The sequence below is a fragment of the Corallococcus llansteffanensis genome, assembly GCF_003612055.1.
Taxonomy (GTDB): Bacteria; Myxococcota; Myxococcia; order Myxococcales; family Myxococcaceae; genus Corallococcus; species Corallococcus llansteffanensis.
Window position 1 is genome coordinate 1 of the sequence record NZ_RAWB01000176.1, and the last position, 16458, is coordinate 16458.

The 16458-nt window shown below is 70.6% G+C and carries 19 protein-coding genes; 6 read left to right on the top strand and 13 right to left on the bottom strand.

All coding sequences use genetic code 11. The features are described from left to right. The 4 genes from D7V93_RS18135 to D7V93_RS18150 all read right to left on the bottom strand — a co-directional run. A partial coding sequence (locus D7V93_RS18135; RefSeq protein ID WP_208723059.1) for a peptidase MA family metallohydrolase occupies nucleotides 1–986 on the bottom strand: 986 nt, incomplete at its 3' end. A gap of 8 nt (nucleotides 987–994) precedes the next feature. Next, a complete protein-coding gene (locus D7V93_RS18140) occupies nucleotides 995–1294 on the bottom strand; it encodes a DUF167 domain-containing protein (protein WP_120644603.1) in 300 nt (99 codons plus the stop codon). 4 nt (nucleotides 1295–1298) lie between these two features. After that, complete coding sequence (locus D7V93_RS18145; RefSeq protein ID WP_120644604.1) at nucleotides 1299–1826, bottom strand: DivIVA domain-containing protein; 528 nt, start codon at nucleotides 1824–1826, stop codon at nucleotides 1299–1301. Between the two features lie 96 nt (nucleotides 1827–1922). Further along, on the bottom strand, nucleotides 1923–2531 hold the full coding sequence (locus D7V93_RS18150; protein WP_120644605.1) for a HEAT repeat domain-containing protein: 609 nt from the start codon (nucleotides 2529–2531) through the stop codon (nucleotides 1923–1925). 144 nt (nucleotides 2532–2675) lie between these two features. On the opposite strand from D7V93_RS18150, the gene D7V93_RS18155 reads away from it, so the two are divergent. Beyond that, entirely contained in the window at nucleotides 2676–3191 is a 516-nt protein-coding gene (locus tag D7V93_RS18155; protein ID WP_120644606.1) for a J domain-containing protein, read from the top strand. Here the strand turns inward: D7V93_RS18155 and D7V93_RS18160 are convergent. Further along, the gene (locus tag D7V93_RS18160) at nucleotides 3107–4117 is read right to left on the bottom strand and encodes a stage II sporulation protein M (RefSeq protein ID WP_120644607.1); all 1011 of its coding nucleotides are present in this window, start codon (nucleotides 4115–4117) and stop codon (nucleotides 3107–3109) included. The two genes, D7V93_RS18155 and D7V93_RS18160, sit on opposite strands and share 85 nt — an antisense overlap. 1 nt (nucleotide 4118) lies before the next feature. After that, nucleotides 4119–4889: an RDD family protein gene (locus D7V93_RS18165; RefSeq protein ID WP_120644608.1), complete on the bottom strand. Its 771-nt coding sequence runs from the start codon at nucleotides 4887–4889 to the stop codon at nucleotides 4119–4121. A 480-nt stretch (nucleotides 4890–5369) separates the two neighbouring features. On the opposite strand from D7V93_RS18165, the gene fruA reads away from it, so the two are divergent. Continuing rightward, a complete protein-coding gene (gene fruA / locus D7V93_RS18170; RefSeq protein WP_120537371.1) occupies nucleotides 5370–6056 on the top strand; it encodes a response regulator transcription factor FruA in 687 nt (228 codons plus the stop codon). Between the two features lie 68 nt (nucleotides 6057–6124). Here fruA and D7V93_RS18175 read toward each other — a convergent pair whose 3' ends face one another. Beyond that, nucleotides 6125–6346: an MbtH family protein gene (locus tag D7V93_RS18175; protein WP_120537372.1), complete on the bottom strand. Its 222-nt coding sequence runs from the start codon at nucleotides 6344–6346 to the stop codon at nucleotides 6125–6127. A gap of 188 nt (nucleotides 6347–6534) precedes the next feature. On the opposite strand from D7V93_RS18175, the gene D7V93_RS18180 reads away from it, so the two are divergent. Beyond that, nucleotides 6535–7542, top strand: coding sequence for an Lnb N-terminal periplasmic domain-containing protein (locus D7V93_RS18180; RefSeq protein WP_120644609.1), 1008 nt, complete (start codon nucleotides 6535–6537; stop codon nucleotides 7540–7542). A gap of 1 nt (nucleotide 7543) precedes the next feature. On the opposite strand, the gene D7V93_RS18185 is transcribed toward D7V93_RS18180, so the two are convergent. Then, the gene (locus D7V93_RS18185; RefSeq protein WP_120644617.1) at nucleotides 7544–8269 is read right to left on the bottom strand and encodes a hypothetical protein; all 726 of its coding nucleotides are present in this window, start codon (nucleotides 8267–8269) and stop codon (nucleotides 7544–7546) included. A gap of 106 nt (nucleotides 8270–8375) precedes the next feature. On the opposite strand from D7V93_RS18185, the gene D7V93_RS18190 reads away from it, so the two are divergent. Beyond that, nucleotides 8376–8957 carry a YdeI/OmpD-associated family protein gene (locus D7V93_RS18190; RefSeq protein ID WP_120644610.1) on the top strand — a complete coding sequence of 194 codons (582 nt, stop codon included), beginning with the start codon at nucleotides 8376–8378 and terminating at the stop codon, nucleotides 8955–8957. Between the two features lie 18 nt (nucleotides 8958–8975). Here the strand turns inward: D7V93_RS18190 and D7V93_RS18195 are convergent, their stop codons facing one another. Continuing rightward, entirely contained in the window at nucleotides 8976–9860 is an 885-nt protein-coding gene (locus tag D7V93_RS18195) for a cyclic nucleotide-binding domain-containing protein (protein ID WP_120644611.1), read from the bottom strand. A gap of 188 nt (nucleotides 9861–10048) precedes the next feature. Between D7V93_RS18195 and D7V93_RS18200 the strand changes: the two genes are divergently transcribed. After that, nucleotides 10049–10744 carry an alpha/beta hydrolase family protein gene (locus tag D7V93_RS18200; protein ID WP_158623783.1) on the top strand — a complete coding sequence of 232 codons (696 nt, stop codon included), beginning with the start codon at nucleotides 10049–10051 and terminating at the stop codon, nucleotides 10742–10744. A 23-nt stretch (nucleotides 10745–10767) separates the two neighbouring features. Next, the gene (locus D7V93_RS18205; protein WP_120644613.1) at nucleotides 10768–11763 is read left to right on the top strand and encodes a TIR domain-containing protein; all 996 of its coding nucleotides are present in this window, start codon (nucleotides 10768–10770) and stop codon (nucleotides 11761–11763) included. A gap of 4 nt (nucleotides 11764–11767) precedes the next feature. Here D7V93_RS18205 and D7V93_RS18210 read toward each other — a convergent pair whose 3' ends face one another. From D7V93_RS18210 to D7V93_RS18225, 4 genes are all read right to left on the bottom strand, one after another. Beyond that, nucleotides 11768–12901: a D-TA family PLP-dependent enzyme gene (locus D7V93_RS18210; protein ID WP_244237362.1), complete on the bottom strand. Its 1134-nt coding sequence runs from the start codon at nucleotides 12899–12901 to the stop codon at nucleotides 11768–11770. 30 nt (nucleotides 12902–12931) lie between these two features. Next, nucleotides 12932–13357, bottom strand: a complete 426-nt coding sequence (locus D7V93_RS18215; RefSeq protein ID WP_147451221.1) for a hypothetical protein — start codon at nucleotides 13355–13357, stop codon at nucleotides 12932–12934. 78 nt (nucleotides 13358–13435) lie between these two features. Continuing rightward, a complete protein-coding gene (locus D7V93_RS18220; protein ID WP_120644615.1) occupies nucleotides 13436–15616 on the bottom strand; it encodes a prolyl oligopeptidase family serine peptidase in 2181 nt (726 codons plus the stop codon). A gap of 43 nt (nucleotides 15617–15659) precedes the next feature. Beyond that, the coding region (locus D7V93_RS18225; RefSeq protein WP_208723060.1) for a D-alanyl-D-alanine carboxypeptidase at nucleotides 15660–16458 on the bottom strand (799 nt) is incomplete at its 5' end.

Here is a 16458-nt window from a genome sequence, read left to right on the forward strand (position 1 = left end):
AGCAGGCGCAGCGCCGCGTCCTCGGCGGCATCCTCCGCGGCCAGCTCCGTCATCCGCGCGGACTTCTGCCACATCCGGCGCGCGAAGGCGGCGATGCACAGCGCGGACGCGGCGAGCCACAGCAGCGCGGAGCTGGTGGTGAGCGGCAGCCAGCCGTACCGGGCCGCGAGCCCCTCGCGCCAGTCCTGCTCCTCCAGCAGCAGCGACGTGCGGAAGGCCTTGCCGAAGGCCTGCTCGAAAGGCTCGCCCGCGCGCACGCCGTCCACCAGCAGGCCCATGGCCTGGGGGCCGTGCTTCCCGGTGAGGTAGGCCACGAAGGCGGCGCTCTGCGCGTAGGCGATCTCCACGTCCGAGGGCACGTCCGGCCAGTCCTCGGACAGGTCCTCGAAGTGGAAGACGCGCTCCTGCGTCACGGCGCGGAAGAGGGCGGAGTAGTGGGCGACGGAGTAGCGCTCATCGGTGAGGTTCTGCGCCACGCCCTCCTGGAACCAGCGCGGCCACTCCTTCGCCAGCTGTCCCAGCGCCACGTGCGCCAGCTCATGCCGCAGCGTCGTGGGGCCCTCCGCGTCGCTCAGGCTCAGCGCGTCCAGGAGGATGATCTGATGCCCGGGGTAGGCGAGCGCCACCGCCCAGCCCGGGGGCTTGCCGCCGGGGAGGGCCAGCGCCTCGAACTCCGCGCGGCCCACGCCCAGCCGGATTTCGGTGGTGCCCGGCCAGTCGCGCCCGAGCATGGCGCCGAAGCTGTCGCGCACGCCCTCAATCTGCTGGGCCAGCGCCCGGGCCGCGCCCGTCGCCTTCGCCGTGTGGACGATGACGAAGCGCTTCGTGCGCAGCTCCCCGGTGGCCAGCGCGGGCCGGGCGTGGGGCACCAGCGCGCTGTCGGTGACGACGGCCTCCTGGCTGTGGATTCCGCGCGGGCCCTCCTCCTGCGCGAACACCCGGGGCGAGGCCAGCAGCATCATCAGGACGGCGAACAGGCGGAGCATGCGTGGCCTCACGGTCCACCAGAGATAACAGCCTCCACCGCCGCCGCATCAACCCCCTGCACCTTCAATCGCTTACGGCGCGACGTGTCACCCGCCGTGAGGGCGACCTGCCGGCGTGGCACACCCAGCTTTTTGGCGATGAATTCCACCAGGGCGGCATTCGCTTCGCCATCCACGGGCGGCGCCGCGAGCTGGATCTTCAGCTGGCCGTCGTGTTCTCCCACGAACTTCGTGCGGGAGGCGCGCGGCTGGACGAGCACCGTCAGCTCCACCCCGTCCGGCACTGCCTTGAGCCAGGGGGCGGGCACGGGGCTAGTCGTTGGAGTTGGCCTTCTTCTGCGTCAGGAAGGCGACGTTGTCCTCGACGCGCGCGTAGTCGCGGTCCGCGAACGAGGGCGCGGCGAACGTCTCCAGCAGCTTGCGGTGGGCCTCCACCACGGAGCGCACCTGCGACTCGAACTGGGTGCGCTGGCGCTTGAGCTCGTTGATGTCTTCCACCACCTGGACCAGCCGCTGGTGCGCACCGTGGACGATCTTCTCCGCCTGGTGCTCCGCGTCCGCGATGATGATCTCCGCTTCCTTCTTCGCGGCGTCCTTCAGGTCCTCGCTGATGCGCTGCGCGGTGACCATCGTCTCCTGGAGGGTGCGCTCGCGCTCCTGGTGTTGCTCGAGCTTGTGCTGCGTGCGCTTGAGCTCCTCCTTGAGCGCGATGTTCTCCTTCACCACCTCTTCGAACTCACCGGCGATGAGCTCCAGGTACGCGCCCACCTCGGGACGCGCGAAGCCGCGCATCACCGTCTCGAAGCGCTTCTGCCGGATGTCGAGCGGGGTGATCTTCATGCGCGCCAGTCTAACCCATACACGCGCGCGCTCCAGGAATCGGCCCCGGCGCCTGGCCCGGGGCGGGAACACGGCGAGCAGGCAGGCAGGCGTGTCTCAGGGCGTCGCGGTCACGGCGGCGTCCCACTGCGACCCCACGGTGCGCGCGGCGTTCTGCACCGCGTAGCCCATGCGGCTGTCGGCGGCCACGTCCTGCACGGTGCGCCGCGCGGTGGGGGTGCGCTGGTAGAGCAGCCCCCCCAACGCCTGGATCTTCAGGGCGTCCGGCAGGCGCGGGTGCCGCACGATGTTGCCCAGAATCTCTTCCGCGCGGCGGTGCTGGAAGAGCGCCACCGCGCGCAGCGCCGCCTGCTGGATGCGCGGGTTCGGGTCCCAGATGAACGCGGCCAGCGGGTCCAGGGCGCGCGGGTCGCCCAGCAGCGCCAGGTCCTCGATGGCGAGCGTGCGGATCTCCTCCGGCGCCGGCTCCGAGGCCCACAGCAGGCCCCGCAGGAGGGCCACGTCGGGCGTGCTCACGTCCGCGGGCGTCGGGGAAGGCCGGGCCGGGGCGGTCTTCTCAAGGCCAGCCTTGTCGGCGACGGCCTTGTCTCCGGAGCTCTTCTCCGGGGCGGTCTTCTCCGGGCCCGGCTTGAGGGGAGCCCGGGACGGAGCCTGGGCGTGCGCGGCGGCGGTCAGCAGCAGGGCGGCGGCGAGGAGCGGTCGCATGGCCCCGTTCTACCCGAATCCCGGGACCCCGGCAGCGGGATGGAACACCCCCCTGGGTCGCGGACGACATTTTCTTGACGGGATCGTCGGACGTGGGAGGTTGCTGTTGCTACAGGCGTGTTGCGAACGGAGAGCGAAGACACCATGGGTGCGGCGGTCGCGAGCTGGCAGACGCTGGAGAACGTCGAAGTGGAGTGCACCCACTGCGGCGTCATGATGACCCTCCAGCCAGGGAACCGGGTGAAGTACTACCGGTGCGGTTCATGCCACCGCTGGGTGTCCAGCACCTACAGCGAGGTGTTCCGCGCGGACGCGAAGATGCGCACGCACCCGGTGAAGGACACCGCGGACGCGGACGCGCGCTTCGTGGAGGTGAAGGACCGGCTGGACAAGTGGCTCACCGCCGTCCAGGAGCAGTGCCCGTACCAGATGATGGGCGTGTCGCCGTTGGATCCGCCGGAAGTCGTCCGCGCGCGCTTCCACGCGCTGGCGATGGAGCGGCACCCGGACCGGGGCGGCTCCGCGGAGCAGATGCGCGAGCTCAACGCCGCCTACGAGCGCATCCTCAAGCACCGTCAGCGCAAGCGGCTGGAGTCCCTGTCCTCCGGCACGCCCTCGCGCGCCACGCCCACGTCGGTCCTGCCCGCGCGCAGCAGGTAGAGCCAGAAGAGCGCTCCCAGCGACAGGCCCAGCCCCACCTTGGCCCAGGTGGGGAAGAAGCGGCCCGGGGAGATGAAGCCCTCCACCACGCCGATGCCGGCGAGGAAGGGCGCGCAGCCCACCACCAGCTTCACCGCCTCGCGGCCGCGCGCCTGGAGCGCCTGGGCCCGGGGCAGCTCGCCCGGGTCGATGAGCGCCTGGCCCACCATCAGGCCCGCGCCCCCCGCGATGACGATGATGGACAGCTCCACCGGCCCGTGCGCGGCGATGAAGTCCAGGAAGCCCACCGCCATGCCCTCGCGGAAGCACAGCGCGCCCACCGCGCCAATGAGCACGCCGTTGTTCACGAGCGTGAAGATGGGCCCCACGCCCAGCAGGATGCCGGACGCGAACGCGAACAGCGTGACGGTGAGGTTGTTGGTCGCGATGCCAGAGGCCACCGCGTTGGGCGGCGCCACCGACAGCAGGTCGTCCGTCCACATGCGCCCCTGGGCCACGTAGCGCCGCACGCCCTCCGGCACCAGCAGCTCCGCGCCGCGCGGCTCCAGCGTCACCACCAGCGCGCCCAGGAGCAGCCCCAGCACGAGCAGGCCCGCGCTCACGCCCACGAAGCGCGCCTCGCGGCGCAGGGTGGCCGGGAAGTCGCGCCGGAAGAAGTCGCGCGTCGCGGCCCAGCGCTCGCGGGGCGGCTGGTAGATGGCGCCATACGCCTGTCCACAGAGCTGGTTGAGGAACCGGTGCGCGTCCGTGCCCGGGTAGAACGTCTGGGCCTGGGCCAGGTCCGCGGCCGCGCGGCGGTAGAGCGTGTCCAGCCGCCGCAGCTCGTCCAGGTGCAGCCGGCCCGAGCGCTGGCGCGTCAGCAGGCCCTGGAGCGCGTCCCAGTCCGGCCGGCGGCGGGAGACGAAGGCGGGGAGGGGGAGGGCCATGTCAGTGGGCCGCCCGGGCGCGCGCGCGCAGGAAGGCCTCCGTGGCGTCCGCGGAAGACAGCACCCGTTCGCGCTCCGCGTCCGTCAGCGAGGCGCCCACGCGGTCCACCATCCGCGCGCCCAGCCGCCGCCGCACGTCCGGCTCCAGCCCGGACGCGCGCGACAGGAACGCCAACACCAGCTCCACGTCCTCCGCGTCCAGCGGGCGCTCCGGCGACGCAGGCGCCTGCGGGGCTTCTGTCGCGGGGGCCTGCGTGTACTTGTCCAGGTCGATGGCCTCCTCGCGCACCAGCACGGTGCCGGCGAGCAGGTCTCCCAGCCGGCGGTGCTTGCCGTCCAGCAGCATGGTGATGCAGCCGGTGGCGTAGAGCACCGGCAGGAAGTCCACCGCGCGGCACAGGTTGCGCACGGCGCTTTCGTAGAAGCCCACCGGCGAGCCGTCCTCGCGCACGACGCGGATCTTCAGCACGCGCTTGCCGGGTGTCTGTCCATGGAAGAAGACCTCCGCGAGCGTCCAGTACAGCCATTGCGTCGCGAAGAGCCCCACCGCGAGCAGCGACTGGACCAGCCCCGACAGCGCCTGGAAGGCCCCCAGCACGTCGGAGATGAGCAGGGTGATGACGAAGTAGAGCGCGACCCAGAAGAAGAACAGCAGGCTTGCGTCCACCAGCCACGCAAGACAGCGGTAGCCGATGCCGGCCACGGGCAGGGAGAGCGCCACCCGCTCGGGCGTGGCGACGTCGACATGAGGTGCGGGAGCGGAGGGTGTCATGCGTGTCGGACGCACAGCATACGCCCTTGGCGCCCAGGAGGGGCAGCGCGTGTTTTGCGTGCCACCAACACCGCGGAGCCAAAACAGCCCGCGAAACATCGAATGGTGGACGCAAGAGCGTGTCCCGGAGGTGACAGCGATCATGACCCGACGGACGAGGCCCTGGATTTCGATAGGCTTCGTGCGCAATTGACAGTCCCGACAGAGCCGGTTCGCATGTCACGGCTGAGGGTGTTAGGGTCTCGGGTGGTTGGAATTGCCTGGGCGAAAAAGGAGGAAGCGGCCCGAAGGGGCCGGTTCGGTAGTCGCAAGCGCAGTCCGCAGGGCAGCACTGACAAGACCCCCGGATGGAGTTGAAGCGCGGTTCTCGCACGCCCATCACTGGCGGAAGTTCCGCCGCGGTTCCACCGACTCCGGGGCAGGTTGCAGTCGACAGGTCGTATTGAAAGCAATTCGCCACGACGGCTGGGGGGCCATCGCATGGCAGCGAATCAATCAGCAGTGCGTATTTCGATTCTCGAAGGACCTTGGGCGGCCTGGCAGGGCCTTTCCGATGGGCTTCGGGGTGAGGGTCATTCCACTTCGGTGACGCGCGACGTGCGCGGCTTCCTGGATGGGCTTGGAACGGATCCGCCGCAGGTGGCCATTCTGGATGTGGAGAGTGATGGCGAAGCCGCCATTGGCTGCTCCGTGACGGAAGGGCTCAACCTGCTGCGCGAGGCCCGCAAGCGCAGACTGGAAGTCCGCATGTTGCTCCTGTCCGCGGTGAGCACGCCGGAGGTCATCTCCCAGTGCTTCGACGAGGGCGCCTCCGGCTACCTCTTCCGCGCAGGGCTTGGCGTCAATGCCGTCTCTTCCGCGGTCCAGTCACTGGTGAGGGGCGAGCGCCTCTTCCCGGTGCAGCTGCTGCGCAATGACTTCGAACATCCGCCGGTGACGTCGCCGACGGCGAGCGTGCTCTTGCTGCTCACCCAGCGGGAGCGCGAGGTGCTCGCGTACGTGGCGGGAGGCGCGGACAACCTGAAGATCGCCGCGCACCTTCAAATCGCCGAGCGCACGGTGAAGTCACACGTCACGCAGCTCTACCGCAAGCTTGGGGCGGAGAACCGCACCCAGCTTGCCCTGCGCGCCTGCCATCTGGGCGTCAGGCCTCCGCCGGACCTCTAGTCGGGGACCGGCCCACCCTCCCCGTCAAACCGGGGAGGGAGTCACGGCAGTCGGAAGCGGTGCGGCCCTCAGTTCTTGCGGGCCGCCTCTTCCATCTTCTTGCGGAGGCTCAGCGGACGCATGTCCGTCCAGACCTCCTTGATGTACTCCAGGCACTCGGCCTTCAGGCCCTGCTTGCCGGCATCCTTCCAGCCCAGCGCGTTCTCGCGGTCGGCCGGCCAGATGGAGTACTGCTCTTCGTGGTTCACGACGACCTTGTAGATGGTCGTGTCTTCGCGCTCGTCGCTCATGGAAGTGGCTCCTACGACACCAGGGGGCCCCTTTCGTCGCACACCCGGGGAAAAGCGGTCAAGGTAGGCGATCAGGAAGCCCCGGCGCCCTGCCTGGGAGGGCGGATCCGCGCCCGGCCGCCTGGTGGGGCTCCACCCGGAACCCGCGTCCGTGACACCAGGGCCGCGAGCCACGGATACTCCGGCGCATGCGCATCTTGAAGAACGGCACCGCGGGCGTCCTCCTCGTCGTGGGGGGCGCCTGGGCGGCGCTGGCCCTGGCCCTCACGGGGGCCGGCCCGGAGGGTCCCCACCTGGGGCGGGCCCTGTTCGCCGTGGGGCTCCTGGGCGCGGCGGTGGCCGCGTGGCGGTGGCGCTCCCGGCGCTGGGGCGTGGCGGTGGTGCTGGTGGGGTGCGCGGCCGTGTACGGCTGGGTGCGCACGGTGCAGCCCTCCCACACGCGGGACTGGGCCCCGGACCTGGCGCGGGCGCCGTGGGCGGAGGTGGCCGGCTCCCAGGTGACGCTCCACGAGGTGCGCGACTTCCGCTACCGCAGCACCACGGACTGGGATGAGGCCTGGTACACGGCCACCTACGACACGGAGGCGCTCACGGGCGCGTCGTTCATCGTGGAGCCCTTCTCCGGGTTCTACGGCGCGGCGCACACGATGGTGTCCTTCAGTTTCCAGGACGGCCGCCACGTGGTGTTCTCCGTGGAGGTGCGACGCGAGAAGGGCGAGACGTTCTCCGCGCTGGGCGGCCTGTTCCGCCGCTTCGAGCTGGCCTACGTCGTGGGCGACGAGCGCGACCTCGTGCAGCTGCGCTCCAACTTCCGCCACGACGCCGTGTACCTGTACCCCGTGAAGGCGTCGAAGGAGCGCGTCACCGCGTTCTTCCTGGACATGGTGCAGCGGATGAACGGGCTGCACGCGGCGCCGGAGTTCTACGACACGCTCACCAGCAACTGCACCACCAACCTGGTGCGCCACTTCGAGAAGGTGGCCACGAAGGACGTGCCCTATGACCACCGCACGCTGATGCCCGCGTTCGCGGATGCGCTCGCGTACGAGCTGGGCATCATCGACACGGACGTCCCGCTGGAGCAGGTCCGCGCGCGCTACCACATCAACGCGCGTGCGCTGGCGGCGCAGGGGCAGGACGACTTCTCCCAGCGCATCCGCGCGCCTGAAGCCACCGCCACCGCCCCGGCGCCGTGACTCAGGTGCCGGTCTGCTTCAGGTCGCCCTGGAGGTGTCGCACGTAGTGCCCCTCCAGCGCGGTGAAGTAGCCGCGCTCCTCCCACAGCTCCTTGAGGAGCCGGTCGGTGAGGGACTGCACCTCCGCGCTCTCTCCCTCGCGGTCGGGCACGCGGGGGCCGCGCTTCGGGTCGAGCAGGGCGCGGGTGGCCTCGGCCATCAGCAGCCGGCTGCTTCGGAAGATGCGGCGCAGGGCCTGGTTGATGGGGCGGGCGTCCAGCTCCTTGCAGGCGGCGACGATGGCGTCCTGCACCTTCCGGGGCGCGTCACCCTGGAGGGACGTGGCGTCCAGGTCGCCGCGCTCCAGCGCGTGGTGCAGCAGGTAGCCGTGGTGCAGCGTCAAGGACGTCAGGTCCACGCAGTCCTTCACCCAGAGGACGAAGAAGACCTTGCGGAACACCTTGCGCACCGGGAAGAGGGCCACGGCCTTCAGGTAGGACACGAGCCGTCCGCCCAGGCTGCGCGCCTCGTTCGAGCCGGCCAGCAGCGCCACGGCCTTGTCCGGGGCCTTGAGGCCCTTCTCCTGGAGCTGGTCGCGCACGGCCTGCTCGCGCACCTGCCGGAGGGCGTAGTCGTCCAGGAAGGGCACGGGGATGAGCGGGGTGAGCCCGGCCGCCACGGCGTGGAAGGCCACGCGTTTGAGCGGGGGCGGCACGGCATTCGATGGACGGGACGTGGGGTCGGCCATGGCGTGCTTCATAACCGCTTCCGCCCCGGCCGCCTTCCGTCGGTAGAGTGCGGGTGGGGCTTTTGTCGGCGGGAGTGTCCTGAACTCCCCCGAGAGGTGTGACTGGATGAAGGCGAAGCAGGAACTCCCCATCGTGCCGTTCGCGTCGGAGAAGGCGTGGGAGCAGTGGCTTGCGAAGCACCACGCGGACTCGCCGGGCGTCTGGGTGAAGCTCGCCAAGTTCGAGTCGGGCATCCCGTCGGTGACGTATGCCCAGGCGCTGGACGTGGCGCTCTGCTACGGGTGGATCGACGGGCAGAAGGGTGCGCTCGACGCGGAGTACTGGCTCCAGCGCTTCACGCCCCGGGGGGCCCGGAGCAGGTGGTCGAAGATCAACTGCGGCAAGGTGGAGGCCCTCATCGCCGCGGGACGCATGAAGCCCGCGGGCCTGCGCGAGGTGGAGGCGGCCCGGGCGGACGGACGGTGGGAGGCGGCCTACGCGGGGCAGAAGACCATCACCGTCCCGGAGGACCTGCTGCGCGCGCTGGACGCGAACCCGAAGGCGAAGGCGTTCTTCGCCACGCTCAAGGGCGCCAACCGGTACGCCATCCTGTTCCGGCTCCATGACGCGAAGAAGCCGGAGACGCGCGCTCGGCGGCTGGAGAAGTTCGTCGCCATGCTCGAGGCGGGCGAGACGCTCCACGGCTAGACACGCCGGGCAGGCGGGCTACTTCGCCTCGCCCATGACCTCCAGCGTGTGCTTGAGCCGCTCCAGACCCAGGCGCACCAGGGCGCCCCTCAGGTCGGGCTGGCCCAGGAACGCCTTCTTGAACACGTCGCGCTCCAGCTTGAGCAGCGTGCACGGCGTCACGGTGCGCACGGTGGCGGTGGCGAGGCGGCTGCGCAGCAGGGAGATCTCCCCGAACAGAGCGCCTTCCTCCAGCAAGGGGTAGGGCGACTGGCGTCCGTCGCCGTGCGTGTGGAAGACCTCGCACTTGCCGCGCAGCAGGACGTAGAGCGCGTCGCCCGGCTGGCCCCGAGTGAGGAGGGTCTCTCCCGCGGGGACGGTGCAGGGGACGAAGGCGTCCCCCAGCTCGTGCTGCACTTCCGGGGGCAGCGCGGCGATGAGCGGGTTGCTGCGCAGCGTGTCCGCGAGCAGGCGCTCCTTGGCGGCCAGCTGCATCTGGTCCCCCTTCACGCCGTAGTCCTTGCCCAGCTCCCGGACGCCGGCCTGGGTGAGCTCCAGCAGCACCACGTCCTCCACCGTCACCACCGTGGCGGTGCGCTTGGTGCCGGTGAGCAGCGCCAGCTCCCCGAAGAACTCACCGGCGCCCAGGCGGCCCACCTCCATGTTCGCGGCGCCGTCGTTGCCGCGCAGCACCGCGACCCGACCCTCCAGCACGACGAACATCGAGTTGCCGGGATCGCCTTCGCGCACCACCACCTGGCCCGCCTGGAGGTAGCGCGTGCAGACGGGTGGGGCCGCGGCCACCTCCGCTTCCGTCACGTTCGCCGGGGCGGAAGGTGTCACGGCGACAGCCGGTCCGGCGGAGGCTTCCGGGGCGGACGGGTGGGCGGACAGCAGGGCCTGCAGGCGCGCGAACAGGGACATGGGATCAGGACGCTAGCGGGGGGAGCTGGCCGGTGACTGTGAAATGCTTCACAGCCATCGGGAGATCCCCAGGAACGCCTTCCGACCAGGCAGGCGTACTCAGGGTAAACCCTTACGGTGTAAGCGTTTGGCGGACAGGTCCGTGGAAGATGCAAGGGATTGGAGGCGTGATGCCGCGGGAACAGAGAATGCTGCTGGGTGAGGCTCCGGCGCTGGTGGTGGGTGAAGGGTCGACTGTGGCCCCGGGACCCAGGGGCACCGTCCTGTTGCTTCATGGACTCGGGGCGTCGAAGGAGGTCCAGCGTCCGGAAGCGCAGCTCCTGGCCCGGCATGGCTACCTCGCGGTGATCATCGACGCGGTGGGGCATGGCGAGCGGCGGTATCCCGACTTCGACCGCCGCTTCGCTCCCGACCGCGCGGAGCAGGCCTTCCGCGAAGTCGTCTCGCGCTCCGCCGCGGAGCTGCCCGCCGTGCTTGGTGCCCTGGCGGAGCGGGGCGGGTCGCGCCCGGGCGCGGTCGGCGCCTGCGGCATCTCGATGGGTGGCGCGATCCTCTTGGAGGCCCTGGGGCCGGAGTTGGCCGTCGACGCGGCCGTGACCGTGGTCGCGCCACCACCGCGAGGGCACGAGGCCCTCGAACGGCTGGCGCGCTTCTTCCCGACGCCCCTGCTGATGCAGACGGCCGGTGCGGACACGCTCGTCCCGTCACAGGACGCGCGCGATTTCCACCACGCGCTCCTGCCGCGCTACGCGAGCGCCCCCGAACGCCTCCGCTACTTCGAGCATCCTGGCGAGGAACACATGTTCACCGAAGCAGGCTGGGGCCGCGTCTGGGAAGAGGTGCTGGGGTGGTTCAATCGCTTCATGCCGGTCGCGGGAGGCTGACGACGGGACTACACTTCGCGCCCATGGGAGACACGCTGGACGTCGTCGTGGACGTGGGGGACGTGGGAGACGTGGCCGCGGACGGCGTGCTGCTGAAGTACGCCCAGGGCTTCCACGGCGCGGACGGCGCGGTGATGCGTCGGCTGGAGGAGGCGGGCCACGCGACGGACAGCCTCTCGCTGCTCCCCGGTGACCACTGCTTCATCGAGACGAAGGGTCGCCTGGGGGCTCCCTGGGTGCTGTTCCTGGGCACGGTGCGCCTGCGCCAGTTCGGCTACCACGAGATCCGCCAGTTCGCGGTCCGGGCGCTCCAGCTCCTGGAACCCCGGCAGGGCCTGCGTCACCTCGCGTGCACGGTGCATGGCCCCAACTACGGGCTCGACGAGGACGAGGCGGTGCTGGCCCTGGTAGGCGGCTTCGTGGATGCGTTCCAGCGCGGCATCGGCCCGCGCGACCTGGAGCGCATCACCGTGGTGGAGCTCAATCCCAAGCGGATGGAGCGACTGCGCAAGGCCCTGGCGCTGGGCCTGGGGGCCACCCTGGGCGTGGAGCCGTTGTTGGGCGGGATGGGGTTCCGCGTCCGGCGCAACTCCCGGTTCGTCGCGGCGCCGCCCATGGCCTCCGCGGGCGCGAACTCGAACGAGAAGCCCCATGCCTTTGTCGCCATGCCGTTCGCGCCGGAGCTGGAGGACACCTACCACTACGGCATCCTCGGGCCGGTGAAGGCCGTGGGCCTGCTGTGTGAGCGCGTGGACCAGGCCACGTTCGACGGCCCCATCATCCAGCGCATCCGGGACCGCATCGACACCGCGAAGGTCGTCATCGCGGACCTGTCCCTGGCGAACCCCAACGTGTACCTGGAGGTCGGGTACGCCTGGGGACGGGGAAAGCCCACGCTGATGCTGGTGCGCGACGTGAGGGAGCTGCGCTTCGACGTGTCCAGCTACCGCTGCCTCGTCTACCGCAGCATCCGGCACCTGGAAGAGGTGCTCACCCAGGAGCTGCAGCGGATCCTCTGATGCGTCACCAGCCGCGCGCGGCGACCTCCCACGTCGCCACGCCCGTGTCGCCCCGCACGACGTGCAGTCGCGCATGCAGGGGGACGGAAACACAGACATGGTTGGGCACCACGCGCACGCGCTCTCCGATTCGCGGGCGCCACGTCGTGGCGGACACGTCAATCAGCCCGTGCTCCTCCGACAGGTTCTTCACCACGACTTCCGGCCGGTCGAGCAGGACGCCATACCCCGGCGCGAGTCCTTCCTCCTTCGCGAGCGCCTTGGCCCCCGCGTCGATGACCACCTGCCCGGGAACGGCGGTGCTCACCACCGTGGCCAGGACCGAGTAGGCGCACTCCGACCAATCACTGGCACCAATCGTGACGCTGTTGCGGTCGTTCAGGACATTGAGGCCCGGGCGGATCTCCGTGAGGCCGCGCACGAGATGGGATTGCCAGAGGGTGGGGGTGGAGCCGCCGCTCACGACCTCCGGAGGAAGTCCCGCGGCGCGCAGGGCGTCCACGAATGACGCCAGTGTCTGGGATTGGGCTTGCATCGCCGCGGGCAGCTCCGCCTGCGGAATCCGGATGTGGCCTGCGTAGAACGTCACGCCGCGAAACGCCACGCCCGTCGTGGAAGCCGCCACGCGCGCCAGGGCCACGGCGTCCTCCGGCGTGCGCAGCCCGACCCGGCGCATGCCCAGGTCCAGCTCCACGAGCACGTCCACGGTGCGCCCGGCGTCCCGGGCCGCTTGTGCCAGGCCTTCCAATGCCTCGCGTGAGTCCAGCGCCACGGTGAGCCGGACGCGCGAGGGCAGGGCCATCAACCGCGCGAGCCGGCGCGCTCCCACGGTCGGGTACGCGAGCAGCACGTCGTCGGACACGCGGGCCATGACCTCGGCCTCCAGGACGGTGGCCACCGTGACGCCCGAGGCTCCCGCCGCGACCTGGAGCGCCCCCAACTCCACCGTCTTGTGGGTCTTCGTATGGGGCCGCAAGCGCAGCCCGTGCTCCCGCGCATAGGCCGCGACGCGCTGGAGGTTCCGCTCGACGCGGTCCAGGTCGACGATGGCGGCGGGAGTATCGAGGGCATCCAGGGAGAGCGCGGACATGCGGTGCATGCTGGCACCCGGCGCGGGGCCCTTCCAGCGCTCCGTCACATCCCCCTCTTGGGACGTGGCGCCCTGAACTCAGCTCTGAGCAGGCTCGAAGCCGACGCGCGGTCGCTGCCAGGCCCAGCCGCCGGCCTTCAGCGCTTCCAGCGCCTGGGCATCCAGCTCCCTCAGCGCGGCCAGCACCTGCGCGGGCGGGCGGGGCGCTCCCGGCGCGCTCTCCACCTCGAAGCGCGCGGGAATGGTGCTGGCATCCTGGCCGCCCATCACGACGCGGATCCAGACGTTCTGCGGCGACAGCTCCGTCTCCCCGGACCACGACACGTCCTGGACGACGAGGTCCACCGCGCCCAGCACCTTCTGCCCGCGCAGCCGCGTCACCACCGCGTCCAGGGAGCCCTTCGCGCGCTGGTTCCGCCTCTTGCCAATGCGGGTGAGCGTCCACCAGGCCAGGCCGCCCGCGACGATGGGCGACAGGATGAAGAAGGGGATGAGCGGGCTCATGGGGCGCCAGGGTGCCACGAAACGAAGGGGAAGCAACGCCCGTCCCTCCAGCCGCGAGGGACGGGCCTTGAAGCACGGCTACTGCGGCGCGGGAGCGGTGGGCTTGTTCGTCGCGTTGGGCTTGTACGTCATGCCCAGCTCGTTGAAGACGAAGGAGTAGACGTCCACCTCCTCCTCGATGCGCGCGGACAGCGGCGTGCCGGCGCCGTGGCCCGTCTCCGCGTTGGCGCGCAGGAGGATGGGCTTGGTGGACGCCGTCGCCGCCTGCATCCGGGCCACCATCTTGCGCGAGTGGAACGGATCCACGCGCGGGTCGTTCGCCCCGGAGGTGAAGATGACCGACGGGTACTTCGTCCCGTCCTTCACCTGGTGCACCGGCGAATAGCCATACAGCGCCTTGAACTGCTCCGGGTCCTTCACCGTGCCGTACTCGGTGACGTTGAACTGGCCGTTGGGCGTCAGCTCCGTGCGCAGCATGTCGTAGATGCCCACGCGCGCCACCACCGCGCCGTACTGCTCCGGGTGCTGCGTCACGGCCGCGCCCATCAGCAGGCCGCCGTTGCTGCCGCCCTGGATGACCAGCTTCTTCGGCTGCGTGTACTTCTGGTCCACCAGCAGCTTCGCGCACGCGTAGAAGTCGTCGAACACGTTCTGCTTCTTCGTGAGCGAGCCGTCCTGGTGCCAGGACTCACCGAACTCGGAGCCGCCGCGCAGGTTGGCCACCGCGAACACGCCGCCCTGCTCCAGCCACAGCCCCGTCATCGCGCTGTAGCCCGGCGTGATGGAGACGTTGAAGCCGCCGTAGCCCGTGAGCCACGCCGGGTTCTTCCCGGTCAGCTTCGTGCCCTTCTTCTTCAGGATGGTGAGCGGCACCTTCGTGCCGTCCTTCGACGTGGCCTCCGTGCGCACCACCTCCACGTCGCTCATGTCGATGGCCGCCGTGCGCGCCAGCGCCGTCTTCGTCACCTTGCCGTCCTTCGCCGAGTAGCGGAACCACGCGGCCGGCTGCGTGAAGCTGCCGTTGACGAACAGCAGGTCATCCGCGCCCTGCCGCACGGCCCCGCCCACCGACGACACCGGCAGCGTGGGCACCATGCCCAGCGCCTGCCCCTTCAGGTCCACGATGCGCAGCTGCGACGGGCCGCCCAGCTGCTCCAACAGGTACAGCCGGCTCTGCGTCGCCAGGATGGACTGCACCGTGGCCTCGCTCTCGGGCACCAGCACCGTCGCCTTGTCCAGCGTCGGCGTCGCCAGCGGCAGGCGCAGCACCTTGCCGCGCGACGCGTCCTTGCGGCTCAGCAGGTACGCGGCGCCGTCGCTGCCAAAGCGCGCCGACACCACCTTGTCCGCGAACTTCGCCACCTGCGTCCACTTGCCGGAGGGGCCGTGCAGGTACAGCTCGAACTCGCCGCCGTCCCCGTTGGCGACGCGCGCGAACGTGTACTGGCCGTCATCGCTGGGCTCCAGGTCCGTCATCGCGATGCGCGGGAAGTCCTTGCCCAGCGCGTAGGTGTCCTTCTCCGTGGGCGTGCCCAGCGTGTGGAAGTACACCTGCTGATACACCTCACGATCGATGGCCGGACGCTCCTCGCCGCGCGGATAGCGCGTGTAGAAGTAGCCCGTGCCCTGCGCGTTCCACGCGAGGCTGCCGCCCGCGGTGCCGCCGTTGACGCGCGGGACGAGCTCGTTGGCCAGCGCCTTCGCGCCCGCCACGTCGTACACGGACACGTCACCGCTCTCCGTGCCGCCCTTCGACAGGGACACGGCCACCTTCTTGCCGTCGCGCGTGAGCTGGAACCAGTCGATGGTCGTCTTGCCGGACGTGTCCACCTGCGTGGGGTCCACCAGCGTGCGCTCCTTCGACGTGTCGTCCAGCGAGCCCACGACGACGAGCACCGGCTGCTGCTTGGGCGGCTGGAACTTCAGCGCCAGGATGACGCCGCCCTTCTCGTCCAGCGCCGCGTACGCGGGGGACTTCCACGACAGCAGCTCGGTGATGCGCTGGCGCAGGCCCTCGCGCCCGGGGAGCTTGTCCAGCACCGCGCGGGTGTAGGCGTTCTGCGCGTCGGTCCAGGCCTGCACCTTCGGGTCGGTGGCGGACTCCATCCACTGGTAGGCGTCCGACACCTTCGTGCCGTGGTAGGTGTTCTCCACGGGCTGCTTCTCCGCGGCGGCGGGCTTCACGGGCGCCTTGCCCGCGGCGGTGGCCACGAGCGGGAGGAGCAGCGCGGCGGTGGTCACGGCGGTTCTGAACTTCACGGTTCACCTCGCATGATGTGCCCTGTGTCGTGCCCTGGCTTCATCAGCGCAGGGGCAGCTCCACCAGGGCGGTGGAGAAGAGATCGAAGGTTTCGTTGGCGTTGGGCTTCGTGCCCTCGTCCATGTTGCCGAGCATCAGCGCGAAGACGACGCGCGGGTGCTCCGGATCGTTCGGGCGCTCGGCCACGCCCACGAAGCACTTCTGGCCCGTCAGCGTCCCGGTCTTCGCGCGGACGCGGCCCGCCGTGGCCTGCGTCGTGGTACGTCCCGCCAGCGTTCCGTCCACGCCCAGCACCGGCAGGCTGTCCACCAGCGCCTGTCCATAGGGCTCCTGGAGGCTGGTGACGATGACCCGCGCCATGCCCCGGGGCGTGGCCAGGTTGTAGCGGGACAGACCGCTGCCATCCACCGGGCGCAGGTCCTTGGGCGGCACGCCCCGCCGCAAGAGCTCCGCGCCCAGCGCAGTCCTGAGCGCGGCATAGCCCTCCTGGCCGGTGCGCTCGCGCGCGAAGCGCATGGCCAGCCGCTCCGCGTAGAGGTTGAGGCTCTCCTTGTTCGTCACGCGCACCAGCTCCGACAGGGGCGGGCTCGTCAGCTCCACCAGCGGCACCGGCACCGGCGGCATGGGCGAAGTGGGCGCCTCCAGCGAGAGCGGCAGCCGCGTCACCCCGTGGCGCGCCAGCGCGTCGTCCACGCACGCGGCGAAGAGGTCCTGCGGCGCCTCCACGGCCAGCTTCACGGCGGCGGCCTGGGGGCAGGGGCCTCCGGCCGGGGAGCGCCACGTGCAGCTCACGCCCGAGCCCCCGCGCATGCACGACAGGTTGGTGCGGTCCGCCGTGGTG